Source organism: Gordonia sp. YC-XJ4, from assembly GCF_059511865.1.
Genome location: NZ_CM183447.1, coordinates 4,603,516 through 4,629,017, shown reverse-complemented (window position 1 = coordinate 4,629,017; position 25,502 = coordinate 4,603,516). Strand labels below are relative to the sequence as shown.

18 protein-coding genes are annotated in these 25,502 nt (G+C 67.3%); 11 read left to right on the top strand and 7 right to left on the bottom strand.

Translation table 11 applies throughout. The annotated features are described in order from the left end of the window. Positions 1 to 3: 3 nt before the first annotated feature. Together AC5ZH6_RS20500 and mdo are read right to left on the bottom strand one after the other, a co-directional pair. On the bottom strand, positions 4 to 1,179 hold the full coding sequence (locus tag AC5ZH6_RS20500; RefSeq protein WP_006368340.1) for a MadB family AAA-type ATPase: 1,176 nt from the start codon (positions 1,177 to 1,179) through the stop codon (positions 4 to 6). Positions 1,180 to 1,351: 172 nt separating this feature from the next. Continuing rightward, entirely contained in the window at positions 1,352 to 2,623 is a 1,272-nt protein-coding gene (gene mdo / locus AC5ZH6_RS20495) for an NDMA-dependent methanol dehydrogenase (RefSeq protein WP_006368341.1), read from the bottom strand. A gap of 278 nt (positions 2,624 to 2,901) precedes the next feature. On the opposite strand from mdo, the gene AC5ZH6_RS20490 reads away from it, so the two are divergent. After that, on the top strand, positions 2,902 to 3,855 hold the full coding sequence (locus tag AC5ZH6_RS20490) for an L-lactate dehydrogenase (protein WP_026919912.1): 954 nt from the start codon (positions 2,902 to 2,904) through the stop codon (positions 3,853 to 3,855). A gap of 31 nt (positions 3,856 to 3,886) precedes the next feature. Here the strand turns inward: AC5ZH6_RS20490 and AC5ZH6_RS20485 are convergent, their stop codons facing one another. From AC5ZH6_RS20485 to AC5ZH6_RS20470, 4 genes are all read right to left on the bottom strand, one after another. Next, a complete protein-coding gene (locus AC5ZH6_RS20485) occupies positions 3,887 to 4,303 on the bottom strand; it encodes a hypothetical protein (protein ID WP_231386606.1) in 417 nt (138 codons plus the stop codon). Between the two features lie 119 nt (positions 4,304 to 4,422). Beyond that, entirely contained in the window at positions 4,423 to 5,991 is a 1,569-nt protein-coding gene (locus tag AC5ZH6_RS20480) for an amino acid permease (RefSeq protein ID WP_006368344.1), read from the bottom strand. Positions 5,992 to 6,112: 121 nt separating this feature from the next. After that, positions 6,113 to 6,445, bottom strand: a complete 333-nt coding sequence (locus AC5ZH6_RS20475) for a winged helix-turn-helix domain-containing protein (protein ID WP_006368345.1) — start codon at positions 6,443 to 6,445, stop codon at positions 6,113 to 6,115. Further along, positions 6,442 to 6,906: a hypothetical protein gene (locus AC5ZH6_RS20470; RefSeq protein ID WP_006368346.1), complete on the bottom strand. Its 465-nt coding sequence runs from the start codon at positions 6,904 to 6,906 to the stop codon at positions 6,442 to 6,444. The genes AC5ZH6_RS20475 and AC5ZH6_RS20470 overlap by 4 nt, the downstream gene beginning before the upstream one ends. A 141-nt stretch (positions 6,907 to 7,047) precedes the next feature. On the opposite strand from AC5ZH6_RS20470, the gene AC5ZH6_RS20465 reads away from it, so the two are divergent. Next, on the top strand, positions 7,048 to 7,890 hold the full coding sequence (locus AC5ZH6_RS20465; protein WP_006368347.1) for a DUF2786 domain-containing protein: 843 nt from the start codon (positions 7,048 to 7,050) through the stop codon (positions 7,888 to 7,890). A 4-nt stretch (positions 7,891 to 7,894) separates the two neighbouring features. Here AC5ZH6_RS20465 and AC5ZH6_RS20460 read toward each other — a convergent pair whose 3' ends face one another. Next, entirely contained in the window at positions 7,895 to 8,848 is a 954-nt protein-coding gene (locus AC5ZH6_RS20460) for a hypothetical protein (RefSeq protein ID WP_006368348.1), read from the bottom strand. A 74-nt stretch (positions 8,849 to 8,922) separates the two neighbouring features. On the opposite strand from AC5ZH6_RS20460, the gene AC5ZH6_RS20455 reads away from it, so the two are divergent. From AC5ZH6_RS20455 to AC5ZH6_RS20415, 9 genes are all read left to right on the top strand, one after another. Then, a complete protein-coding gene (locus AC5ZH6_RS20455; RefSeq protein ID WP_006368349.1) occupies positions 8,923 to 9,450 on the top strand; it encodes a TIGR04338 family metallohydrolase in 528 nt (175 codons plus the stop codon). 9 nt (positions 9,451 to 9,459) lie between these two features. Continuing rightward, entirely contained in the window at positions 9,460 to 10,200 is a 741-nt protein-coding gene (locus AC5ZH6_RS20450) for a tyrosine-protein phosphatase (RefSeq protein ID WP_006368350.1), read from the top strand. A gap of 109 nt (positions 10,201 to 10,309) precedes the next feature. Next, the gene (locus AC5ZH6_RS20445) at positions 10,310 to 11,230 is read left to right on the top strand and encodes a LysR family transcriptional regulator (RefSeq protein WP_014361138.1); all 921 of its coding nucleotides are present in this window, start codon (positions 10,310 to 10,312) and stop codon (positions 11,228 to 11,230) included. 86 nt (positions 11,231 to 11,316) lie between these two features. Further along, positions 11,317 to 12,918 (top strand): AMP-dependent synthetase/ligase, encoded by a 1,602-nt coding sequence (locus tag AC5ZH6_RS20440; RefSeq protein ID WP_006368352.1) that lies wholly within the window; start codon positions 11,317 to 11,319, stop codon positions 12,916 to 12,918. 185 nt (positions 12,919 to 13,103) lie between these two features. Further along, positions 13,104 to 14,339, top strand: a complete 1,236-nt coding sequence (locus AC5ZH6_RS20435; protein WP_006368353.1) for an NAD(P)/FAD-dependent oxidoreductase — start codon at positions 13,104 to 13,106, stop codon at positions 14,337 to 14,339. Next, a complete protein-coding gene (locus tag AC5ZH6_RS20430) occupies positions 14,336 to 14,947 on the top strand; it encodes a GDSL-type esterase/lipase family protein (RefSeq protein ID WP_006368354.1) in 612 nt (203 codons plus the stop codon). Before AC5ZH6_RS20435 ends, AC5ZH6_RS20430 begins: the two co-directional genes overlap by 4 nt. Positions 14,948 to 15,015: 68 nt before the next feature. Further along, positions 15,016 to 21,732, top strand: a complete 6,717-nt coding sequence (locus AC5ZH6_RS20425; protein WP_168436281.1) for a type I polyketide synthase — start codon at positions 15,016 to 15,018, stop codon at positions 21,730 to 21,732. After that, complete coding sequence (locus tag AC5ZH6_RS20420) at positions 21,729 to 23,927, top strand: hotdog family protein (RefSeq protein WP_006368356.1); 2,199 nt, start codon at positions 21,729 to 21,731, stop codon at positions 23,925 to 23,927. Before AC5ZH6_RS20425 ends, AC5ZH6_RS20420 begins: the two co-directional genes overlap by 4 nt. Continuing rightward, positions 23,924 to 25,492: a PfaD family polyunsaturated fatty acid/polyketide biosynthesis protein gene (locus tag AC5ZH6_RS20415; RefSeq protein ID WP_006368357.1), complete on the top strand. Its 1,569-nt coding sequence runs from the start codon at positions 23,924 to 23,926 to the stop codon at positions 25,490 to 25,492. Before AC5ZH6_RS20420 ends, AC5ZH6_RS20415 begins: the two co-directional genes overlap by 4 nt. Positions 25,493 to 25,502: the final 10 nt, after the last annotated feature.

Genomic DNA, 25,502 nt, shown 5'->3' with positions numbered 1-25,502 from the left:
CGGTCAGGGGCGCTGAGAAGACTGGCGCTGAGAAGACTGGCTCGGCGAAGACTGGCGCGAGGACGTCTGGCGCTGGGATGTCTGGCGCGTGGAACTGCGGGCACGTCCGGCGCCGAACGCGGTGGCCGTGACCGACCCGGACGCCGCGGTTCCGTCGGTACGCACCTCTGCGTGATCGGAGTTCTCACCCGACGGGGAATCCAGTTCTCGTCGAGCAAGTTCGAGGTCGCTGCCGAATTTGACCAGTAACGACAGAAGTGCGCGATCGGCGACAGCTCGGTTGTCGTCACCGGTGCTGCCGAGCAGCGACGCGGCCCGCGCGGCGTCGATGACCTCGGCGATGGAGGGGCTCTTGCGCAGTGGGAGGTCACGTAGGCGGCGTGCGAGATCGACGACCTCGGCGATCACCGATTGCTCGACGTCGGGTGCGCGCACACCGACGATGCGGCATTCGCGGGCCACGTCGGGATAGCCGACCTGAAAGTGCAGGCATCGGCGTTTGAGAGCGGGCGAGAGTTCGCGAGTGTCGTTGGAGGTCAAGATCACCCACGGCGAGGAGCGTGAGGTGAAGGTGCCGAGTTCGGGGACCGTCACCTGTCGTTCGGCGAGGACCTCGAGCATGACCGCCTCCATCGCCTCGTCGGTCCGGTCGACCTCATCGACGAGCAACACCGTCGGTGTTGCCGACCGGATCGCGGCGAGCAGCGGGCGGGCGACGAGGAAGTCCTCGGTGTACACGCCGATGTCGGTGCGGGTCAACGCCGCCGAGGCGGCCGACAGATCGGGTTCGGCGGCCAGTTCGGCGCTGATGCGGTCGCGCAACATCTGCACATGTAACAGCTGCCGGGCATAGTCCCATTCGTAGAGTGCCCGGGCCTCGTCGAGTCCCTCATAACACTGTAGCCGGATCAGGTCCCGACCAGACGCTGCGGCAAGGGCTTTCGCGAGTTCGGTCTTGCCGACGCCGGCAGGTCCCTCGAGAAGCAACGGTCGGTCCAGCAGTGTTGCGAGATGGACCACCACCGCGAGATCGGAATCGATGACGTAGCCCTGCTCGTCGAGTCCACGGATGAGATCGTCGACGGTGTCGACAGCGAGTTCCTCGACGGAGTCGACCGCGAGTTCCTCGACGGTGTCGAGGGAGACCGGTGTGGTGGGCAGGGCCGAGGGTTCGGACATGACTCCTCTTCGTGGATCGGGTTCGTCGATCAGCTTCGTGGGTCGGCTCGGTAGGGCGTGCGGGCGAGGTGCGGGTCGGCCCGGGCGAGGGGACAGGTCTCGTCCCCGCCCGGGCCGACCCACGGTGCGGGAGTTGCTCAGGCTCCCGGTCTGTGTGGCCGGCGACCGACGGTCAGTAGCTCCCCGTCATGGCGTGGGTGACCATCGGGATCAGCGACTCGACGGTGCACTCGCGCGGGTTGCCGGGTGTGCACCAGTCGTCCATCATGTGCTCGGCGATCGCCCGGATCTGCTTGTCGGAGGTGTCCATCGTGTCGCCGCGACCCTCGTACTTGCCGGTGTTCATCCGGTTCTTCTCGTAGCTGCCGACGCTGAGTTGGCCGAAATTGTCCGGGATGCCAAGGTCTTTGGAGAGCCGGATGGCCTCTTCGACGGCGGCGTCGGCGGCCTGCACCGTGGTCATGTTGGTGGTGTCGACGCCGAGCAGCGCGGCGATGTCGGCGTAACGCTCGTAGCGACTCGGCAGGTTGTACTCCCAGACGCGCGGCAACGCGATAGCGTTGTTGAGTCCGTGGTGGCTGTCGTAGAACGCCGAAACCGCATGTGAGAGCGAATGGATCAGCCCGAGACCGCCGGAGTTGAACGCCTGTGCCGCAATGTATTGCGCGTGCATCATGCCGGTCCGTGCTTCCAGATTGCGGGGCTCGTAGACGGCGGTGCGCAGGTGATCGCGGATGAGCTCGATGGAGTACTTGGCGTTGCCCAGTGATGGCGCGAAGTCCAGCCGCGAGACGTACGGTTCGGAGGCGTGTGCCAGCACGTCGAAACCGCAGAACGCGGTGAAATGCTCGGGGCAGCTGTAGTAGAGCAGCGGATCGTCCATGGCCAGATCGACCAGACAGGTGTCGTCGAAGGCCACCCACTTGTGCGGCTTGTTCATGTCGGAGGTGTCGGTGATGACATAGGCCCACGAGGTCTCCGACCCGGTGCCCGCGGTGGTGGAGACCGCGATGTGCTTGGGGTTCTCCTTGTTGGTGGCCTTCGAGAAGCCCTCGAACTCGTTGATGTTGCGGCCGTCGTGCGCGATGACCATTCGGGCACCCTTGGCGGCATCGTGACTCGAGCCGCCGCCGACGGAGATGATGCCGTCGCACTTCTCGCTCTGATAGAGCGCCGCGGCGTCCATGCAGTTGTAATCCTTGGGGTTCGACTCGACCTTGTCGTAGAGGACGACGTCGACACCTTGGTATTCGATCTTGCCGACGAGTTCTTCGATGATTCCCGATCCGCGCAGACCGGTGGTCATCAGCAGGACACGGCTCATATCGAGGTTCTTGGCCTCGACCCCGAGCATGTCGTGGGCGCCGACGCCGAGTTTCGCGTTGGGGAAGGGATGGAAATCCTTGATCGGGAAGTCCCAGATCTGGTTCAGCTCGATGGCCATGACGGTCGATCTCCTTGCGTCGCTGTGGGGTGACACTTCGAGGATGTCGTCGGCATCACACCTCACACAAGAACACCTGAACACATAATCAGATGTTCAGTCCAGCAGGTGAGTGGAGAACTGGCCGGACGGACAGGGCGAGCCAGCCGTCGTGGGTGGGTGACCTGCCGACGGGGTGAAGAGCCGATGACGGGTGTGGGCGTTGCACGGCGGCGTCGGGACCGATGGGATAGGACTGGACACGTACGTTGCCGGGCCCGATCGACGCGGAGGTAGTGATGAACACACGAGGTACCAAGCTGGCGGTCATCGGGGCAGGCGCGGTGGGGACGGCGGTCGCCTACGCGTCGTTGATCCGCGGCGTGGCACGCACCATCGCGCTGATGGACATCAACACCGCCAAGGTCACCGCCGAGGTTCTGGACATGTCGCACGGACTCGAATTCGTCCCGCGCACCGACATCATCGGCGGCGACACCATGGACGTCGTCGCCGACTCCGACGTCGTGGTGTTCACCGCGGGTGCGAAGCAGAAGCCCGGACAGTCGCGGCTCGAACTCGCCGAGGCGACCATCGGTCTGACGCGGGCGATCCTGCCCGAGGCCGTGGAGGCCGCGCCGAACGCGGTGTTCATCATGGTGACCAACCCGGTCGACATCGTCACCAATGCGGCCCTGAAGATCAGTGGGCTGCCCAACAATCAGTTGTTCGGGTCGGGCACGGTACTGGACTCGTCGCGCCTGCGGTTCCTCATCGCCCAGCACGCCGGAGTGGCGGTGCAGAACGTGCACGCCTACATCGCCGGCGAGCACGGCGATTCGGAGATCCCCCTGTGGAGTTCGGCGGCCATCGGTGGCGTCCCGCTGAGGGAATGGAAGCCGCTACCGGGCTACGAGCCGATCGATGAGGAGGTGCGCCGGCGCATCGCGCACGAGGTGGTGCACGCCGCGTACAAGATCATCGACGGCAAGGGTGCCACCAACTACGCGATCGGCCTGGCGACCACCCGCATCGTGGAGGCGGTACTCAACAACGAACACCGGGTGCTGCCGGTGTCGACGCTGGCGACCGGGTTCGAGGGCCTCGACGACGTGTGCCTGTCGCTGCCGTCGCTGGTGGATCGCACCGGATGTGCGCAGCGCCTCGACGTCAGTGTCGACGACACCGAGCGTGCGGGTCTGATGGCCTCGGCGGACACCCTGCGGAACATGCAGAAGCAGTTCGGTTTGTGACGGTCGCCGATCGGCAACGGCCCTGCCACGCTCAGGCGAGCGCGGTCTGGATGGCGTTCTGGTAGCGCTTCTGCTGGTCGGCGGAGGTGCCGGCCGGGAAGTCGACGACGACGTTGAGGACCTGGAACGACTGCAGGTGCGCGCCGAGATAGATCTCCGCGCGCCCGGTGGTCTGGAACTGCATCAGGGTGAACTGATCGGTCGCGAGCGCTGAGGTACACCCCGCGCTCGGGCAGACCTGTGCGGTCACGATGTGCTGATTGGTGACGGGTAGACCCTGCCTCGACACCTCGTCGGCGGTGTTGGTGAGCGTGCGGGGATTGACGTTGTTGTCGACACTGCGCGAGGCGGTGTCGGCGCCCGTCGGGTCGTCGGGGCGCGCGCACGCCGCGGGTAGCAGGGCGCCGCAGCAGATCGCCAGCACGGCCACCGCACGCCGTATCGTCATCGACCCCATGTCGTGCTCCCGTCGTCGCATCCTGTCTCGGCCACGACGTTACTGGTGCGGCGACGACCGACGGTCGGCGCCCGGGCCGGGCGCCCGGATTGTCGGGGCGGCTGGGACGGTCAGGTCTCCTGCATGAGGACCGGATCGGCGGTGACCTGTGTCACCGGGCCGGTGAACCATTTCTTGACCGACAGGTGCCAGTACACGTACAGCGCGACGAGAGCGCCGCCGACCAGCAGTGGCGTGTAGTTGACGTACTTCCATGCGAATCCCGGATCCCACGGCATGCCGCCCAACGACGTCGGGAACATGGCGATGATCGAGGTCAGCGCGATCTCGGCAAGTGCCAGCGGGGCGATCCACTTATACTTCGAACCCAGTGTCCACGAACCGGATTCGAAGGAATCGCCTGCGCGCCACCGGAAATAGATGGGTACCGCGAAACACAGATACAGCCCGACGACGCCGATCGAGACCACCGCGAAGAACGCGACCGGGACCGGTGCGCCGTTGATGTCGACGGCGACGAGGGCCGGAAGTGTGATGATCGCGGCCACCGCGGCGGTCACGATGACGGCGTAGGCGGGAATCCCCTTGGCGTTCACCTGCTTCCAGATCCGGTGGCCGGGAACGGCGCCGTCGCGGCTGAAGGCGAACATCATCCGCGACGCACTCGTCTGGCAGGCGGCCGTGCAGAACAACTGGCCCGCGGTGGAGATCAGCAACACCACACCCGCCCACCGGGAGGTGAGGGCCTGGGTGAAGATCGTCGCCACCGCGCCGCCGCTCTTGGACACCCCGTCGGCGTCCTGTACCGCGAAGAGAAAGCTGAGCAACAGAATCCAACCGCCGATCGCCGAATAGGCGATCGAGCGCCAGATGCCCTTGGCCGCAGCACCGGCGGCGCCCTTGGTCTCCTCGGAGATGTGGGCCGACGCGTCGTAGCCGGTGATCGTGTACTGCGTCAGGATCGCCGAGATCGGCAGGACGTACAGGATGAATCCGGCGTGTGAGGTGGCACCGCCGAAGATCCCGGAATTGTTGACGGTGCGGGCGAACACGTCGGAGAACGACGCGTGCTGATCCGGCACCAGGAAGAGGATGAGAATCACTGCCGCGGCGCCGAAGACGTGCCACCACACCGACAGGTTGTTGATCATCGACAGCAGATGCCCGGAGAAGATGTTGATCAGTGCCGCGGCGATGAGAATGATGACGAAGATGAGGAACACCCGGGTGAGACTGTAACCGGCCAACCATGATTCGCTGAACGTACCGATGGTGAGGTCGACGAAGGTCGCTGCGCCGTAGGCCACCGAGGCGAGGATGGCGACCAGCCCGATGAGGTTGAGCCAACCGGTGTAGAAACCCGCCTTGGCGCCGCCGAGTTTGGATGCCCACCAATAGATTCCGCCGGAGGTCGGATATGCCGAGACGAGTTCGGCCATGCAGAAGCCGATGAGCAGGATGAACACCGACACGATGGGCCAGCCCCACGCGATCGCCGCGGGGCCACCGTTGTTCCAGCCCAACCCGAACGAGGTGAAACACCCGGACAGGATCGAGATGATGGAGAACGAGATCGCGAAGTTGGAGAAGCCCGACCACGAACGGTGCAACTCCTGGGTGTAGCCGAGCCGAGCGAGGTGGGCCTCGTCCTCGTTGAGAATTTCGTGCCCTTCGGGCATGGCGCGCCTCCATCGTCTCGGCCGAGAGGTGAAGCGCCGTTGCTGCACTGGTGATCAGTGCAGACGATAAGCCCGGGAGTCGAGTACCGCTGCCCGATATCCGATAGATCCGATTTGCCGTTTATGGGCGAGGCTCACCTGTCGGGCTCGGCGAGGAGTCGGCATGCGGCTGGTCGACGATCACGCGGAGTGCGGCGACATGGCCGTCGAACGCCTCGCGTCCGGTCGGGGTGAGCCGGGCGCGCACGGTACGGCGTCGCCCCGTCGATGGTCGCTCGGTGCTGACGTAACCGGCTGACTCGAGAGTGGTGAGTTGTTTGGACAGTGCCGAATCCGACAGTGCCAGTCGCTCTTTCAGGTAAGAGAACTCGGCCCAGTCGGTGGCTGCGAGGGTCGCGACGAGGGACAGGCGGGTACTGGGGTGGATGATCTCGTCGAAGCGTGGCACGGTCACGGCAACACCCGGCGACGGATCGTGGTGAAGATGGTGTTGCCGCCGAAGCCGATTGCGGCACCGACGATCAGCGCGGCCCAGGTGGCGGCATGGGTGGCGCCGTCGGCGTCGAGACCGAAGCCGAGGCCGACCGTACAAGCCACCGCGACGAGCAGGATCGCGATGACGATCAGGGGGATGCGGCGGTCGGTGACGGAGCGGCGCAGTTGCACGGTGCGTCGCGCGCGTCGACCGTCGAGCAGGCGGGAGGCGACGATGGAATGCCCCACGCCGAAGGCCACGGTGGCGACGGTGACCACCCACGCCGGGGCGACATCGGTCAGGACGCCGAGAGCGACCCAGCCGGCACCCATGATCGACCAATAGGTCTGCGGCAGGCCGACCTCGTCGGCGACTCGCCGACGAGCGGAATCGACGTCGGTGAGTGCGGCTCGTGCCTGCTCGGGAGTGATGTCGGACATGGCGGCCTGCTTTCGCTCATGGGTTTCCTGACTGGAAAGTAGTTTTCACTTTCCTACTGGGAAAGTCAAGGGGTGACCGACTCGACCGAAAAAACTCGGCGTCGAGTGGAACCGATCGGCCGTCGAAATAGTCTGATTCATATGCGCGACGACAAACTGCTCACCCGAATCGCGGGGCTCCTGCGGCAGGCGGAGAACACCGACAACCCACACGAGGCCGAGACGTTCATGGCTGCGGCACAGCGGCTGGCCACCGCCTCGGCGATCGACCTGGCGCTGGCGCGGGCCCACGATCCGGCCGCCCGAACCACGACCCCGATCTCGCGGCAGATCGCCATCGGCGAGACCGGCAAACGTGGACTGAAGACCTACGTGCAGTTGTTCGTGGCGATCGCGCGGGCCAACGATGTGACCGTCGACGTCGCCGGCAACTCGACGTTCGTCCTCGCGTACGGTTTCGAATCCGACATCGACACGTGTGAGGCCCTGTATACGTCCCTGGTGGTGCAGATGGTGACGGCCAGTGATGCCTACCTCCGCTCGGGCGACTACCGCAACGAGACGTCGGCCCGGGTGGTGCGGCGCGGTCAGGGCTGGCACACGCGGAAGGTCGTGGAGCGAAAGCCCTTGGCCCCCATCACCGCGCGGCTCAATTTCCAGTCGGCGTTCGCCGAGCGGATCGGCGTCAGGTTGGCGCAGGCGCGTGACGAACAGCGACAGGAGGCGATCGCCGCCGACGCGGAGTCGACGCCCGCGGGTGACGGCCGACCGTCGACGTCGACGGCCATCGTGTTGCGTAACAAGGAGATCGAGGTCACCGACTTCTACAAGAGTGCATCCCAGGCGCGCGGCACGTGGCGTCCCACGAGTGCCTCGGCCGGATACTCCGAGGGCGCTCGGCGCGCCGGCGACCGGGCGGGACGACGCGCCAAGATCGGCGCCGACCCCGAATTCGGGGCACCCCGAGGAGCTCTCGAACGATGACTCGTCACGGATGTCGATCGTCGGCCGCCGCCGGCTGATCGGGCAGGGCGAAGGGGCTCGGTGGCACGGGCGCGGGGACGGGGACCCCGGTGAACGCTCCGACGCGTCTGCCCCACACGCCGTCGTCGGTCGCGACGGCATGCACGACGGTGGCGCTCACGACGAGGATCGCGGCGTAGAAGTACAACCAACTGATCGCGAGGAACACCATGCCCAGGGTGCCGAAACGATTGAGCGTCGCAGGGACGGTCTCGGGCAACACGATTCGGCTGCCGACGAGGTACACCGTGATCAGCGCGCCGGTGAGGGCGCCGTTGACCGCGAGCAGACGCATCGGCACCTGATGCGAGACCATCAGGCGTGGCACCACCGTCCACAGCGCCCACCACGTCACGAAGGAGGCGAGGACCACGATCGCCAGACCGAGCGGCCCGACGCCGTGGTAGTGGACTCCGAAGATGCTGATGTCGCCGAGCGGGGTGATCAGACCCTGCACCATCACCGCGACCGGGATGAGGAAGATGACCACCACCCACCGCCACCAGCCGCGCCACGAGAGTCTGTTCACCCGGAACGTCTGCATGTACATGCGCCCCAGGGCACGGGCCAGCGACGTCGCACCGGCGATCGTCATCAGTGCGCCGATGACACCGAATGCGGTGGTCGTCGACGTCGACAGGGACACGTCGAGTCGAGTGGGGTTGACGCCCAGGTTGTTCAGGGCTTCGTCGAGATAGGTGCGGCCGACCGGCAGGGTGGTGAGCAGGATGACGATCGGCAGCACCGACGTGAACGCCTGTGCCGACAGCGTCATCGACCGATCCGACAGGCTTGCCGTCGCCAGCTCGCGCACGATCCGCAGGATCACCGACGCGCCGGGCAGTGTGAGGGCCCGATCGGTGAGGTCGCGGGCACGCCCACGCCATCGCTCGACGTGGCCGGACACCCCTGGCTTCATCGGCCGTCTCCCTCATGTCGTGGCTGTGGAGATCGTAACCGTCGGCGTGCGGGGGTCCGATTAGCATCGGGACGATGACTGCGCGTGATACGGGACGGTCCCGACTGTATGAGGCCGAGCGGCTGGTGCACCGGATGTTCGATCGGGCGGGCTCGGCGCGAACGGTGCAGATCGCCGGCACCGAGCTGACGTTGCCCATCGAGGCGCTGTTCTCCTCGGTGGAGTCGGTGCGCTCCTACGTCGAGCGGGTATTGGCGATGAACTCGGTGCGACAACGCTTTCCGCGTGCATCGGAGCCGGTGACGGTCCGGGCCAGGGGAGGGCATCGAGCGGCGGAATACCGGCGCGACATCGGTGAGATCGCCATCCCGGACTCCCGGGAAGGGCGCTGGGCGCTCCGGGAATTGGTCATCCTGCACGAGATGGCACATCACCTCGACGACGGGACCGGATCGGCGCACGGCCGGGGTTTCGTGGTCACCCTCACCGACCTCGTCGGTGCCGTCCTCGGGCCGGAGGCGGCCTTCGTCTACCGCGTGGTGCTGACCGACTCCGGCGTCGGCGCAGGACGCCGGAACGACAGCCCGCGGCGCATGCCTTAGCGTGAGTTCATGACGGTTTCTTCTCCCGGTCGGATCGAGCTGCCCGGTTCCTTCAACGTGCGCGACGTCGGGGGCCTGCCCACCGCCGACGGCCGCACGGTCGATGGCGGCCTGTTGTTCCGCTCGGCGCATCTCGGCCGGATCGACGACGCCGGCCGGGCAGCGTTGGACCGCCTCGGCGTCGACACGGTCATCGACCTGCGATCGGCCCGAGAGTGTGAGGCAGAGGGCGCCGACGCGCTGCCCGATCACATCGAGGGGCTGGTTCTGCCGTTCCATCAGAACCCGGTCATCCCGACGTCGTCGCGAACCTTCTCGGCCGATGCTGCGCGCGAGCACCTCATCGCGGTCTACCGCACGTACCCGGCGCTCGAGGGGGCCCGGCAGGCGGTCCGGACGATCATCGAATCGGTCGCGCTCGGGCGAACGGTCCTGGTTCATTGTTCGGCGGGCAAGGATCGCACCGGGTGGGCGGTGGCGGCCGCATTGCGTGCAGCGGGTGTCGTCGAGGACGCCATCGAAGCCGACTACCTGCGCAGCAACGACGCGGTCGAGGATCTGCGGGCGATGCTCGCGCGCCGGTATCCCGACGCGGACATCCCCGCCGACTATCTGGGCGTGCACACCGAGTATCTGCGTGCGGCCGACGAGGCGATGATCGACGCACATGGTGATCCGGCCGGCTACCTGGCTGCCTGTGGCGTCGACGCGGACACGCTCGCGCGGTATCGGGAGCGTGTGGTCGTGTGACCTGAACCACGCGATATCCACCAGCTGTTCTTGGCCTGCTGTTCACCGCACGTTACTACCTCTCGCTACGGTTGATCCGAATCGACTGTGACACGTGAGGGGTGGCATCGTGGAGTTCAGACACCTGGCCTCGTTCATCGCCATCGCCGAAGAACTCCACTTCGGCAAAGCGGCAGCGCGCCTTCATCTCACGCAACCGTCGCTGAGCGCTCAGCTCCAGAAACTGGAGAAGTCTCTGGGGGTGCAGCTCGTCGTCCGGAACTCACACGAGGTCCGACTGACCTCCGCGGGCGAGGATTTCGAGGCGCACGCGCGACTCATCATGCGGCAGATGGAGCAGGCGGCCAGCTCGGCGCAGTCCACCGCGGCCGGACTGTGCGGCTCGTTGAACGTCGGCTACAACATGCCCGCGGGTCGCTACATCCTCCCGTACGCGATGGCACGGATGAGCAGGGAGCATCCCGACATCTCGATCTCGCTGTGGGAGAAGCGAACCGGGCCCCAACTCGCTGGTCTGGTGGACCGGTCGCTCGATCTGGCGCTGGCCTATGGGCGTCCGCACGGGGCGCACTTCCGGCACCGCCGGCTTCTTGCGAACATCCCGATCGTGGCGATCGTCGGCCGCAGCCACCGCTGGGCCGGCCGCAAGGTGGTCCGTTTCTCCGATCTGGCCGGCGAACAGTGTTTGATGTTCGGCCGTGACCAGACCCCGGCGATGTACGACGCGATCTTCAATGCGGCCGCGGATTGCGGCATCGAGGTCAGCGTCGCGCAGTCGGCCGACGATCCGGGTGCCACCGCCCACATGGTCACCGCCAAACCCCTCGTGGGGTTCGCGTCGTTGCCTCGTGCTGTTGCGGTCGGGCTCGGTGCCACCGGACCGGACCCCGTCGCGGTGAAACTGGTCGATCCGGTTCCGGTGCTCGACCTGTATGCGGTGTGGCGTGCGGAGGAGACGAACGCTGCAGTGGCACATTTTCTGGATTGCATCGAGGTGAACGGTCCCGACGAGCACCGCATGGTGGGCTGAATTCGTCCACGGCGATAGGCGATTTCGTTCGCGCGGTAGCTGTTTGGCCGTTGCCCCACCGCCGGGGTGCGACGAAAATCGGTGGTATGAAACCTATCTCGTTCACCGGCCCGGGACTCGAATTACCCGACCCGTGCTCGTTGTATCCGATGGTCGCCAAGGTGTCCAGCCGTGGTCCGGATCAGCTGTCACTCGGTGACGGCCGGCGTCGTCACAGTCGCGCAGAAGTGATCGCCGAGGTGGAGCGCGTCGCGAGCGCGCTGTTGCATTGCGGTGTCGGAGCAGGTGATCGGGTTGCGGTGCTGGGACGCACGGGACTCGACTGGGCGATCATCGATCTGGCGGTGCTCGCTGTCGGCGGCGTGATCGTGCCGATCTACCCCACCTCCTCGGCGGCCCAGATCGCGCACATCGTCGCCGACTCGGGGGCCACCGCGTTCTTCGGCGAGACCGACGACGATCTCGAACGGCTCAGGGTTGCCGGCGCCGGGCAACCGTGGCTGTTCGCCGAGGTCTCCGCCTGGAAGCCCACGCGGCATCCCGAACTGCTCGAACGGATCGGTGCGGTGCGCGCCGACGACCTCGCGATGATCGTCTACACCTCCGGGACCACGGGCGCGCCCAAGGGCGCAATGATCACACACCGCAACATGTATGCCTCCGCGGCAAACACCGTCAAGCAGACCGAGGGCATCTTCGACGGTGTGACCGCACTCGGACTCCCGCTGTCCCACGTATTCGGCCAGACGATCCTGTTCGCCTGTCTACTCGCGGGCACCACGACTCATCTGTTTCCCGGAATTCCGCAGCTGATCGCCGGGCTCGACTCGGTTCGGCCCGATTTTCTCGCTCTCGTACCGTATGCGCTGGAGAAGATGCGCAAGGCCGACAACGGTACGCCGTCGACCGACCGATGGGGTTCTCGTTTGCGCTTCGTGATCTCCGGAGGCGCCTCGCTCGACGAGTCCACGGCACGATTCTTCGCGCAGCACGGAGTCACCATTCTCAACTGTTACGGCATGACCGAGGCGGCCACGGCTGTCACGGTCAGCGCACCGTCGACCAACAGGATCGGTACGGTGGGTCGCCCGATCCCCGGCACCGAGGTGGCGATCGCCGACGACGGCGAGGTGCTGGTTCGTGGCGCGAATGTGAGTCCCGGCTATTGGGGGTCGGCATCGGTGCAGCGCATGGTTGATTCCGAGAAGTGGTTGCACACAGGTGATCTGGGTCGAATCGACGATGGCTATCTGCAGATCACGGGTCGGCGCAAGGAGATCCTGGTGACCTCCGGTGGCAAGAATGTTGCACCGACGATCCTCGAGGACCGGGTCCGGCTGCATCGGCTCGTCAGCAATTGCATCGTGATCGGCGACGGCAAGCCGTTCGTGAGCGCATTGATCACGCTCGACACCGCTGCGCACGAGCGCTGGTGCGCGGCCACCGGCTGCGGTCCGGGCCTCGACGACGACGATCTGCGCGTCGAGCTCCAGCAGGGTGTCGACGACGCCAACTCGTTGGTGTCGCGGGCCGAGGCGATCCGTGGCTTTCTGGTCGTACCAGGTGATTTCACCGCCGAATCCGGTCTGCTGACGTCCTCGCTCAAGCTTCGGCGGGCGGCGATCGAGGCCGCGTACTCCGACGCCGTCGACGCCTTGTACGGGACGGCCACCGGACAGACGGCCTGACCGTCTGTGGCCCGGGCCACCGGGTGTCCTCCGAGGGAACGATAGAGCGCAGCAATGGTGCGATGGGCAAGCGTTGTTCGTCCGGGCCTGCCCATTGCGCCGGAGGCATGCTGTGGGCATCACCCTACCGGCCTGGACCGAACGAGCCGAGGGCGACCAAAACCGAACAGCGAAAGGACTTTCCGATGTATGACGTGATTGTGGTAGGCGCCCGGGCGGCAGGCGCACCCCTCGCGATGCTGCTCGCTCGCCGTGGGTTCCGCGTGCTGGCGGTCGACCGGGCCCGTTTTCCGAGCGACACGATCTCGACCCATTACATTCACCAGGCCGGACTGGCACGCCTGCGTGACTGGGGTCTGCTGGATACGGTGGTGGCCACGGGATGTCCGCCGGTCCGTCATCTCAACTTCACCTACACCGACATCACTCTCGCCGGCTTCGCCGACCCGATCAGCGGGATCGACGCCGTGTACTGTCCGCGTCGTACCGTTCTCGACGAGATACTCGTCGACGCGGCACGACGCTCCGGCGCGGAGGTGATGGAGGGATTCACCGTCACCGACCTCCTCGAGGAGAACGACTCGGTGGCCGGAATCCGTGGCCGCGACGGTGACGGGCGATCCGTCGAGTTCCGGGCGCCATTGGTGATCGGCGCCGACGGGGCGGGATCGACCGTCGCCAAACTCGTTGGCGCACAGATGTACAAGCACGCTCCTGCCGGATGTTTCATCTTCTACTCCTACTACAGCGGCCTGGACTGGGGTATGCAGCACCGGACCGGATTCGGGGAGCAGCAGTTCGGGTCGTGGCCCACCAACGACGGTCTCTCGCTGGTCGCGGTGATGCGCCGCCGCGACCGATTCCGGGACTTCCGTGCCGATCCCGATGCCGGTGTGCAGGAGATCGTCGATGCGGTCGACCCGGTGTACGGCGAACAACTGCGCGAGAACGGTGAGCGAGCCGAGCCTTTCCGGCCGATGCTCTACCCCGACAACTACTTCCGCCGTTCCCACGGACCCGGATGGGCGTTGGTCGGCGATGCCGGGTACCACAAGGATCCATTCACCGGTCTCGGTATCACCGACGCGTTCAAGAACGCGGAACTGCTTGCCGATCGGATCGCCGAGGGCTTCGGTGGCGCGCGGCCGATGGCCGAGGCGCTCGAATCGTACGAACTCGAACGCGACGCCGCGAGCGTGCACAGCTTCGATTTCACCGTCGCCATCTCCGACCTCTCCCTGACGCCGTACCACGACTCGGTGTTCCGCGCCGCAAGCCACAGTCCGCGCTACACCAAGAAGTTCTTCGGCCACATCGGTGGCGGGATCTCCGCGGAAGAGTTCTTCGATCCGGAGTCACTCGCGGAGCTGTACCGCGAAGTGGACCTGCCCGAGGCCGACCGACATCTGGTGCCGGCATGAGTGGCGCGGGTGTGGTGACCCTCGGCGACAGTTTCGTCGAGGGGCGAGGAGATCTGCGCGGCAACCTTTTCCACGGTTGGGTCCCGAGATTCGCGGGGCAATTGGGGGTACCGGCATCGCGTGTGCTCAACCTGGGTGCCCACCAGGCGACCACCACAACGGTGCTCGACGAGCAACTCGGGCATGCGGTGCGCCAACTCGCCACCCATGCCGCCGTCGTCGGGGTGGTGGTGGGTGTCAACGATCTCGTCAGCGACTACGATCCGCGACGGTTCGAACACAACCTGCAGACGATCTTCACTCGCCTCGCCGCGACGCGAGCGGTGGTGTTCACCGCCAACTATCCGGATATTCCTGCGCGACTGCCGGTACCCGACCGATTCCGGGACCTGCTGCGCGCCCGCTTCGCCGAGGCCAATCATCTGTTGGCCGGTGTCGCCGCGACGACCGGCACGGAGTTGATCGATCTCGCCGCCGACAGCGCGTGGACCCGCGCGGAGATGTGGAGTCCCGACGGGCTGCATCCGAGCCCACGCGGGCACGCCGACTTCGCCGAACAGGCCGTCGCGACGGTGTCGGCGCGTACCGGCACGATCGTCGCCGCCTGACCAACCCGCACCGCGCATGCGCCGGCGTGCGCGCGTTGACCTGCACTCACTTTCGCCAAGGAGAACCCGTGACCACCGTGCCTTCCGCCGATGTCGGCGCGCCCACCGGCGCCGACACCGATCGTCATGTCCAGCGCAGACTCGCGCGCAATCCCATCGCCATCGTCGGTATGTCCGGGCTGTTACCGCAGGCCGCCGATCTGGGCCAGTACTGGCAGAACATCGTCGACGGCGTCGACTGCACCACCGAGGTGCCGGACTCACGGTGGAGCCTCGACGACTACTTCGATGCCGATCCGTCCGCTCCGGACAAGACGTATTCGCGACGCGGGGCCTTCCTGCCGGATGTTGCATTCGATCCGTTGGAGTTCGGGCTGCCCCCCAATCAGCTCGAGGTCACCAGCACCATGCAAACGCTGAGTCTCGGTGTGGCGCGCGATCTTCTGCTCGATACGGGCGCGCCCGGCTCCGAGTGGTACGACCCGAGCCGTACCGGTGTGGTGCTCGGCACCACCGGCCCCGTTCCGCTGATGCATCCGCTGGCCGCACGATTGTCGACCCCGGTGCTCAAAGAGGTGGCGCGTAGTTGCGGGATCTCCGACGACGACGCCGATCGTCTCGCCGAGAAGTTCACCGCGGCGTTCGCGCCGTGGGAGGAGAACTCGTTCCCGGGGCTGCTCGCCAATGTGGTGGCCGGGCGTATCGCCAACCGGCTCGGTCTCGGCGGAATGAACTGTACCGTCGACGCCGCATGCGCTGCGTCTCTCGCCGCGATCCGTACCGCGGTGGCCGAATTGGTCGACGGCCGCGCGGACACCATGATCACCGGTGGCGTCGACACCGAGAACTCCATCTTCATCTACATGTGTTTCAGCAAGGTGGGCGCGCTGTCGAAGACCGACGCGATCAAGCCCTTCTCCGACAACGCCGACGGCACCCTGCTCGGCGAGGGCATCACCATGCTGGCGCTGCGCCGGCTGTCCGACGCGCAGCGCGATGGCAACCGGATCTACGCCGTCATCCGTGGTCTGGGGTCCTCCAGCGACGGCCGGTCCAAGAGCATCTACGCCCCGCGCGCCGAGGGACAACTCGTCGCATTGCGGCGCGCGTACGCCGACGCCGAATGCTCGCCGACGTCGGTGGAGCTGTTCGAGGCGCATGCCACCGGGACCGCGGTCGGGGACCGCACCGAACTCACCGCTCTCGGCGAGCTTCTCGCCGACGCGTCGGAGAACCGGTTCGCCGCCGTCGGAAGCGTGAAATCGCAGATCGGCCACACCAAGGGGGCTGCGGGCACCGCGAGTGTGATGAAACTCGCTCTCGGACTGCATCATCGGGTGTTGCCGGGAACCATCAACGTCGCTGCGCCGAACGCCGCGATCACCGCCGAGAGCCCCTACTACGTGAACACACGTACCCGGCCGTGGATTCGTGACCCCCAGCGGCCGGTGCGGCGCGCGGCAGCGTCGGCGATGGGGTTCGGGGGCACCAACTTCCACGTCGTACTCGAGGAGGCGCCCGGTTCGCCCGGCGCGACCCGACCACTGCACTCGGTGGCTCGCGCACACCTGTGGCATGCGCCGGACGTGGCCACCTTGATCGACCGGGTCCGCACGGAGTCGCCGGTGGACGGCGACGTCCCGGCGGAAGAGGTACGCGTGGGTTTCGTCTCGTCCGACGACGCGAACGCCGAGTACCTGCGGGAGGTGGCCGTCGAGCAGCTCATCGCGCAGCCCGGCGCGTCGTCGTGGCGGCATCCCGAGGGAATCTACTACGCCGCTGCGGCGATGCCCGACCTACGAGTGGCCGCGCTGTTCGCCGGCCAGGGCAGTCAGTACGTGGACATGGGTATCACCGCGGCACTCAACGTGCCCACCCTCACCCGTGCCTTCGACGATGCCAACGCCGTCTTCGCCGGCGCTTCGACGCGACTGGGCTCGGTGGTGTTTCCACCGCCGGCATTCACCGACGAGGAGCGGGAGGCGCAGGAAATGATGTTGCGCCGCACGGAATTCGCGCAGCCCGCCATCGGTGCCCTCGCAGCGGGGCAGTTCCGGTTCCTGGCCGAGCTCGGTCTGGCCGTCACCGACTTCGCGGGACACAGTTTCGGTGAACTCACCGCGCTGTGGGCGTCGGGATCGTTGAGCGACAACGATTTCCATGCACTCGCGCGCGCCCGTGGAGCTGCGATGGCACCGTCCGGCGACGGCGATCGAGGAACCATGCTCGCCGTTCCGGCCGACCGCGACCGGGTGGAGGAGATGCTCGACGGTCGTGACGACATCTGGCTCTGTAACCACAACGCACCCGACCAGGTGGTCGTCGGGGGCGGCACGGACGCGGTCGAGCGCTTTGCCGCCGATGCGCGCGATGCGGGTCTCAACGTTCGGCAGTTGCCGGTGTCGGCGGCCTTCCACACCCCCTACGTCGACCACGCGGTCGATGCCTTTCGTCCGGCGGCCGAGGCTGCGACGATCGGTGCTCCACACGGAGTCGTGTACGCCAATTCGCCTGGCGCGCACTACGGGGACGACATCGAACGCAACCGCGACACCCTGGTCGGCCAGTTGCGCCGGCCGGTCGAGTTCGCCGCGGCGTTGTCGGCGATGGCCGACGCGGGGTGCAATGTCTTCGTCGAGTTCGGACCCAAGAAGGTGCTGACGTCACTGGTCGACCGCACTCTCGACGACGTTGTCGCGATACCCACCGACGCGGGTCCGCTCGGCGACAGTGACGTGGCACTCAAGCGTGCCGCCGTTCACCTCGCGGTGCTGGGTGCACCCCTGACCGACATCAACCGTTACGCCTCCGATCCGGTGGCGCCGCGACCGTCGACAGGTATGACGGTCACGCTGTCGGCGCCGGAATACGTTCCCGCCGTGCGCAAGCAGGCTTACCAGGATGCGCTACACGACGGCTTTCGCATCGGTGCCCAATCAACAGCGGCCCAATCGACGGCGGCCCAGTCGACGGCGGCCCAGTCGACGGCGGCCCAGTCAGCGGCGGCACAGTCGATGGCGGGCCGGCCGAACGGAACGACCGTCGACGTCTCGTCACAAGCGCCGCCGATCGCTGCCACCACGCTCGCACAACCCACAGAGAGTGACATGACCATGGAGATCCCCTCTGCCCCCGACGTCACCGTCAGTCCGACACGGCCTGCGGCCGAGAAGGTCGCAGCCCCGGCGGGTGACCTCGGTGCGCTCCTGGCCGATCACCTGCACACCCACCGCGGCTATCTGGAAGGGCAGCTGACCCTGGCTCGCGAACTGGCGCAGGCGGTTGCGCAACCCCACGCCGACCCGGCGACGCTCGCCGCGATCGGCGCGGTCAGCACGCACGGAATTGCCATCAGCGAGGGGCACATTCGTGCCAGCGAGGTCATTGCCGAGATCGTCGCGCTGGACCAGGGGGCCGCGCCGACCGTTCCGATGCGCACCTCGCCCGCACCGTCGATGGACATCATGCGGGAGGAGTCGAGCCCGGCGGCCCTCGCCCCGTCGGCGGTGCAACCGGCTGTGTCGCAGGCGCAGGGTCTCCGGACCACCGACGCGCCGTCCGTCGGTTCACCCGCCGGCCCCGAGGAGGCGCCCCCTGAACGGACCTCGCCGGAGCCGACCTCGCCCGAGCCCACCTCGCCCGACCAGGCTGCTGTGCAGACCGCGGTGACCGCCGACGATGTGCGGTCGGCGCTGCGGGAGGTGGTGGCCGAGCGGACCGGGTATCCGGTGGACATGGTGGATCCGGCAATGGATCTGGAAGCCGATCTCGGGGTGGATTCGATCAAGCGGGTGCAGGTTCTCGGGGAGGTGCAGGCGCGGTTCCCGCAGCTGCCGAGCTTGGGTCCGGAACAACTCGGTACGGCCCGCTCCCTCGATCAGATCGTCACGCTCCTCGCGGTGGACGCGGCAACCGCGGCGGCGCCGGATCATCCGGTCCCGACGCCACCGATGGCGCCGGAGGATTCGGCCGAAACGACCGTGGTGACCGCCGACGATGTGCGGTCGGCGCTGCGGGAGGTGGTGGCCGAGCGGACCGGGTATCCGGTGGACATGGTGGATCCGGCAATGGATCTGGAAGCTGATCTCGGGGTGGATTCGATCAAGCGGGTGCAGGTTCTCGGGGAGGTGCAGGCGCGGTTCCCGCAGCTGCCGAGCTTGGGTCCGGAACAACTCGGTACGGCCCGCTCCCTCGATCAGATCGTCGCGCTGCTGACCACCGGTGGTGATGCCGACCCAAAAGGTGAGGCCCCGCGTGACGGGGCACCGACGTCGGACTCCGCTGTTCGGCGTCACTTCATCGCGACGGCGGAGCTGCCGCCGATCGATCGCGCCGTCCGCCCATTCGGCGATCAGCCCGTCGCCGTGGTCCTCGGCATCGGGGTCTTCGACGACCGGGCGCAAGCCATCGCCGAGGCATTGCGGGCCGACGGCTGGCGGGTCGCCGAGTCGACCCGACCGTTCGTCGACGCCCCCGACGGCCCCGACGCCACCGACGCCACCGACGCCACCGACCACTCGGGCGCCCCGAGCGACGATTCGGTGGTGCGGGAACCGATGGACCTGTGCGTGATGGTGCTCCCCACCGGGACCGATGAGGATGCGTCGGCGATGGGTGGACTGGCCGAGACGGCCGCTCGGCTCGAGGAGGCGATTCTCGCCGCCGGCACCGTGGTGGAGGGGCTCGTCACACAGGCCGAGCACACCGGACGTCGTGCCGGGCTGGTGACCGTCACCGCGGTGGACGGTCACCTCGGGCTCGCGCCGGCCGACGTGCTGCGCGGCTGCGGCCCACTTCCGGACGCGGTGTCGGCGAGTGTCGCCGGAGTCGGCGGTCTGGTGAAAACGGTTGCGGCCGAACATCCTGCGCTCTTCGTCCGGGCGCTCGACGTGGATGAGCGGCTCGACGCGCAGGGGTGTGCGAGACACGTGCTGGCCGAGATCACCGACGGCGCGACCGACGTCGTCGAGGTGGGGATCGACGCAGCGGGGCGGCGGCGCACCCTGGTGCCGCACCGGGGCCACCACCGACACTCCTCGACGCCGATCGCAGAGAACCCGGAGGTCGACCAGCTCACGGCCGGCGACGTGGTGGTGGTCAGTGGTGGTGCACGTGGCATCACCGCGCTGTGTGTCGAGGCGCTCGCCGAACGCTGCGACGCACGGTTCGTCCTGATGGGCCGCACCCCCCTCGCGGACGAACCGGAATGGGCGCGGGGTGTCGCCGACACCGGGCTGCGTGCCGCAGCCATCGCTGCGATGGCCTCCTCTCGTCCGACACCGGCCGAGATCGGGAGGTCCTGTGCCGCAGTGCTGGCCGGACGTGAGATCGCCGCGCTCCTGCGCCGACTCGGCACCGACGGCCCGTCGCCTCGGGTGCGCTACGTCAGTGCCGACATCGCCGATGCGGAGTCGGTTTCTGCCGCACTGGCCCCGCTCCGAGCGGAGATCACCGCAGTCGTGCACGGTGCGGGAGTGCTCGCCGATGCACCTCTGATGTCGAAGACACGCGACCAGATCCGCTCGGTGTTCGCGCCGAAACTCCTCGGTCTCGGTGCCCTCCTCGATGCGCTGAGTGCCGATGCCGACGACTCACCACTGCGGAGCCTGGTGCTGTTCACCTCGGTCGCGGGCCTGTACGGCAATGCCGGACAGGCCGACTACGCCGTGGCGAACGAGGCGCTGGTGCGCTTCGCCGCGCGGTGGAAGGCTCGCCACCCCGACCGTCACGTGACCGCGATCGACTGGGGAGCGTGGGACGCCGGGATGGTCGACGAGACGCTTCGTGCCCACTTCGTGGCGCGTGGGGTGACCCTACTACCGCCGGAGGTCGGCGTGCGTGCCTTCACCGAGCAGTACGGGCAGCACCGACGCGACGACACCGCGGTCCTCGTCGGGGAAGACGCATCCCTCTGCCCCACAATCGAACCCGACCGGTCGGTGGAGGTCGTTCGTTCGCTCACCGAACTCGCGCGGCAGCCTGTGCTGCTGGCACACCGCATCGGTGCGCATCCGGTTCTGCCCGCGACCTTCGCCATCGGTGCGATGATCGGCGTGGCCGAACGAAGTGCGCCGGGACGGACAATCCGCCGCGTCGAGGGATTCGAGGTGTTGCGCGGCATCGTGTTCGATGATGCTCCACTCGAGGCGCCGAACGTCGAGATCGTTCCCGCACGAGGCCGACTCGTCGCATCGATCACCACCGCCGCCGATCGAGGCCCGGTGCCACGGTATCGGGCGCACCTACTCGACTCCGCCCCCGGACCGGACCGATCGGTCGTGGCGTTGCCCGACGACTTCGGCACGGGGGCCTCGGGCAACGAATTGTATTGCGATGCAGTCCAGTTCCACGGACCCTCGCTGCAGGGCATGCGGCAGATCTGGCGGCCGTCCCCGGACACGGTGATCGTCGAGTGCTCACGTCCGCAACCGGTCGATCCGAAGGACGATTCGGTGATCATCGACGCCTATCGAGGTGCCCTGCACGATCCCGTACTCGCCGATCTGGTGCTGCAGGTACCGCCGGTGCTGGGCCATCAGCTCCGTGGTGGGGCCTGGTTGCCGCTCGGAGTGGGTGCGTGGACCCACCTCCACCCGCTGCCCGACACCGACCCGTTCCTGGTGGTCGCCGGCCACCCGAGGGTCGCCGACACCCAGGTGATCTGTGACGTCACCGTCTACGACACCGCACACACGATGCTCGCGCACCTCGGTGACGTCACGGTGGTCACCACCGCCGATCTCTCCGACAAGTTCAGTGACTCAGTGAGGCAATGGAATCCATGACCACTTTTGACGAGACCACTTTTGACGAGACCACTCTTCATGAGACCACTCTTCATGAGACCACGGTCGACCAGACCGGTTTCGACGACACCACATTCGACGACGACGCCGCTTTCGACCTGATCGCCTTCGACGGCCCGGTGTTCGACCCGTTCGCCGGTGGTTCGCCGCAGGCGCCGAGAGACGACGAATCCGTCGAGCCGGTATCCACCCGGATCGCCCCGATCCCCGCGGCCCGTACCGGTCCGGCGGGGGGAGCGGGCCCGGTGGGTGCGCCGGGGCCGATGACGGGTTCGGTCGCCGACCTCGCCGCGGGGGTGCTCTCGGCACATCGCGCGGCCCTACGGGCACAGACGGCATTGCAGCGCGCCCTCGTCGATCGCGCACTGTCCGGAAATCGATTCTCGCGCAGTGCTTCTGAACCCGCGGCGCCGGCGTCGGGCGACACACACGGGTCGGGTGGCAACCATCGGGCGGGAGCACTCACGAGTGCGCCGGAAGGCGCGTTCAAACCTCTCACCCGTCCCTCGGCGACAACCCTGCGTCCCGCCGAACTGCCCGCACTGCTCGCGCGGGCCGGATACCCCGGACCGGTGGCCGTCGACGTCGTCACCGACATCTCCGTGCGTGGTGGCTCCCGCGGCCTGGGCGCCCTGAGTGCCACACCGGCCCGCGGAGCCGCGCCGCAGGATGCGGTGAAGGTCGCGGCGGTGATCTTCGCGGCTCTCGTCGGATTGCCGGACTGCCTGCCGAACCCGACCGCTCACGTCGCCCTGAGGTCGTCGCACGATCTCCCCGCCGGGCCCTTCCGGCTCGAGATCCGCGAGATCGATCTGCTTCCGCGCCCACATCTCGTCGCCGAGGTCGTGGCGGCTGACGCCGGGGTGACCGACGCCGGGGTGACCTACGCGGGGGTGACCGATAACGGAGTGGCCCAGGACGATCACGGTCAGGTCGAGGTCCTTCTCCGCGAGGGCCCCGGAACCCACGTCGGTCCCCGAGCCGGTGGCGGTGCGCCGTCCCCGTCGGCCCGGACCAGTCGGGACGGTCGTCATGTCCTGCTCAACGAATTCCACATGGCGCACCTGTCGCGTGGGGACCAGGCACTCGCGCTCGGTCCCGAGTTCGGCGTGTACACCGGCCGTCGCGCCACCCGATTGCCCACCGGGGGTCTGCTGCTGGTCGACCGGGTCGTCGACTACTCGGGAAATGAGAACAGCAGGAAAACAGCGGAATTCGGTCCTGCGGCGTATAACACCGAGTACGACGCGCCGGCCGACTCGTGGTATTTCGCCGACACGGCCAACGAGTCGATGCCGCATTTCGTCTTCATGGAGACGTCCCTGCAGGCGGCCCTGTTGATGGGGTACTACGCCGGGCCGACGCTCGTCGACCCACACGCAACCGCCAGTCTGCGCAATCTCGGTGGGACCGCGACACTGCACCGTCAGCTCGACCTCCGCGACAAGACGATCTGTCAACACTCGCGATTGCTGTCCACCACGATCCTGCCCGGATCGTCGTTGCAGACCTTCGACTACACGCTGAGCGTCGAGGGCGAAACCCTCTACAGCGGTGAGACGCTGTTCGGCTACTTCAGCGACGAGGCGCTGGCCACCCAGACCGGGCTCGATGCCGGCGCCACTCGTCCCAGCTGGATTGCCGCGCAACAGATCCGGCCGCGCACCCGGCGCATCGACGTTGCCGCGCGCCGCGGCGCCACCGACCGGATGCCGCGTTCGGTGGGCAAGCTCGCCCTGCTCGACTGGGTTGATGTCGTCGACGGCGGCGGCGAATTCGGCCTGGGCTGTCTTCACCTGATCCGGCCGATCGATCCCCACGATTGGTACTTCGAGCGGCACTTCCACCTCGATCCGGTGATTCCCGGATCACTCGGCGTGGAGACGGTCGTCCAGGCCGTTCAGGAATGGATGATCGACGCCGGCCACGGGAGCGATTACGCAGAACCCGGATTCGCCATCCCCACCGGAGTCGCGTTCGGCTGGAAGTACCGCGGACAGTTCCTGCCCTCCGACGAACACTGCGAGGTGGAGGTGCACATCAAATCGGTGCACGTCGGTGAGCACGCGGTGGTGGTCGTCGTCGACGCCTCCCTGTGGAAACCGGGATTGCGCATCTACGAACTGACCGATCTCGGAATCGAACTCCATGACCGAAAGGCCATCCAGCGATGACCCTCACCACACATTCCGGCGTGCCGTCGGGCGCCGACGGCACCATCGCCCACACCACGGCGACGATCCGAGCCGTTCTGCACGACCTCGAGCAGCCGTGCCGGATCGTGCGGGGCACACGCGGCCTCGGTGCGACATCGGCCGCGACAGACGCGCAGGTGCTGGCAGCGGTGCCGCCACTGCCGCCGCAGATGCTGGGGGACAGCGAGTTCCGGCGATTCCACGGCGTGCGGTCGGCATACGCGGCGGGGTCGATGGCCAACGGGATCTCCTCGGTGTCCATGGTGGTGGCGATGTCGCGCGCCGGTTATCTCGCCTCGTACGGCGCGGCCGGCGTGCTGCCGCGACGCGTGGACGCCGCGCTGGCCGAGTTGTCGGCCACCCTCGGTGACTCTCCCTACGCGTGCAACCTGATCCACAGCCCCAGCGAGCCGGCTCTGGAGGACGCCATCGTCGATGCCTGCCTGCGACACGGGGTGCGCTGCGTCGAGGCGTCGGCATTCATGTCGCTGACCCCGGCGATCCTCCGGTACCGATTGGCCGGACTCCACCTCGGCCCCGACGGGGTGACGCCACGACATCGTCTGATCGCCAAGGTCTCCCGCTCGGAGGTCGCCGAATTGTTTCTCCGTCCGGCGCCACCGACGATGATCGACGCCCTCGTCGCCGACGGCCACATCACGGCCGAACAGGGGCAGTGGGCGCGGCGCATCCCGGTCGCCGACGACATCACCGCCGAGGCCGACTCCGGCGGACACACCGATCGTCGGCCGCTACCGGTATTGCTGCCCGACCTCATCGCGACTCGGGATCGCGTGGCATCGGAGTTCCCCGCCGCCGCCTCGGTCCGAGTGGGTGCCGCAGGCGGGCTCGGAACCCCGACCGCGCTGGCCGGCGCGTTCGCGATGGGTGCAGCCTACGTCGTGACCGGATCGATCAACCAGGCATGCGTCGAAGCCGACCAATCGGCAACGGCCAAGCGTTTTCTCGGCACCGCCGATGTGGCCGATGTGGCGATGGCCGCCTCCTCGGACATGTTCGAGATGGGCGTGCAGGTGCAGGTCCTGCGCCGCGGAACGATGTTCGCGGCCCGGGCCAACCGGCTCTTCGAGTTCTATCGTGACCATGACGGGATCGAGTCGATGCCGCCCGAGACACGCCGGGAGATCGAGGAGACCATTCTCCGACGCCCGTGTGACGAGGTGTGGGCAGAGTGCGTCGACTACTTCACGCAACGAGATCCACGCCAACTCGCCGGCGCCGCAGACGACCCGAAACGACGGATGGCGCTGATCTTCCGCTGGTATCTGGGACTGTCGTCGGGCTGGGCGATCCGTGGCGACGCCGAGCGGGTCGCCGACTATCAGATCTGGTGCGGTCCGGCGCTCGGGGCGTTCAATCGCTGGGTGGCCGACACCCGGCTCCGTGATGTCGGCGAACGGAGGGTCGCCGAGGTGGCCGCAGAGCTGATGCGGGGCACCGCGATCGTCACGCGGGTGGCGGCGCTGCGCACCGCCGGGGTACGGCTGCCCGGATCGGTGACGGCGGTACGGCCGCAGGTGTGAGGCGTCGCCG

Excerpts from the sequence above, each read along its gene's own strand:
- AC5ZH6_RS20500 (WP_006368340.1), bottom strand. The coding sequence starts at position 1,179 with ATGTCCGAACCCTCGGCCCTGCCCACCACACCGGTCTCCCTCGACACC.
- mdo (WP_006368341.1), bottom strand. The coding sequence starts at position 2,623 with ATGGCCATCGAGCTGAACCAGATCTGGGACTTCCCGATCAAGGATTTC.
- AC5ZH6_RS20490 (WP_026919912.1), top strand. The coding sequence starts at position 2,902 with ATGAACACACGAGGTACCAAGCTGGCGGTCATCGGGGCAGGCGCGGTG.
- AC5ZH6_RS20485 (WP_231386606.1), bottom strand. The coding sequence starts at position 4,303 with ATGACGATACGGCGTGCGGTGGCCGTGCTGGCGATCTGCTGCGGCGCC.
- AC5ZH6_RS20480 (WP_006368344.1), bottom strand. The coding sequence starts at position 5,991 with ATGCCCGAAGGGCACGAAATTCTCAACGAGGACGAGGCCCACCTCGCT.
- AC5ZH6_RS20470 (WP_006368346.1), bottom strand. The coding sequence starts at position 6,906 with ATGTCCGACATCACTCCCGAGCAGGCACGAGCCGCACTCACCGACGTC.
- AC5ZH6_RS20465 (WP_006368347.1), top strand. The coding sequence starts at position 7,048 with ATGCGCGACGACAAACTGCTCACCCGAATCGCGGGGCTCCTGCGGCAG.
- AC5ZH6_RS20460 (WP_006368348.1), bottom strand. The coding sequence starts at position 8,848 with ATGAAGCCAGGGGTGTCCGGCCACGTCGAGCGATGGCGTGGGCGTGCC.
- AC5ZH6_RS20455 (WP_006368349.1), top strand. The coding sequence starts at position 8,923 with ATGACTGCGCGTGATACGGGACGGTCCCGACTGTATGAGGCCGAGCGG.
- AC5ZH6_RS20450 (WP_006368350.1), top strand. The coding sequence starts at position 9,460 with ATGACGGTTTCTTCTCCCGGTCGGATCGAGCTGCCCGGTTCCTTCAAC.
- AC5ZH6_RS20440 (WP_006368352.1), top strand. The coding sequence starts at position 11,317 with ATGAAACCTATCTCGTTCACCGGCCCGGGACTCGAATTACCCGACCCG.
- AC5ZH6_RS20435 (WP_006368353.1), top strand. The coding sequence starts at position 13,104 with ATGTATGACGTGATTGTGGTAGGCGCCCGGGCGGCAGGCGCACCCCTC.
- AC5ZH6_RS20430 (WP_006368354.1), top strand. The coding sequence starts at position 14,336 with ATGAGTGGCGCGGGTGTGGTGACCCTCGGCGACAGTTTCGTCGAGGGG.
- AC5ZH6_RS20420 (WP_006368356.1), top strand. The coding sequence starts at position 21,729 with ATGACCACTTTTGACGAGACCACTTTTGACGAGACCACTCTTCATGAG.
- AC5ZH6_RS20415 (WP_006368357.1), top strand. The coding sequence starts at position 23,924 with ATGACCCTCACCACACATTCCGGCGTGCCGTCGGGCGCCGACGGCACC.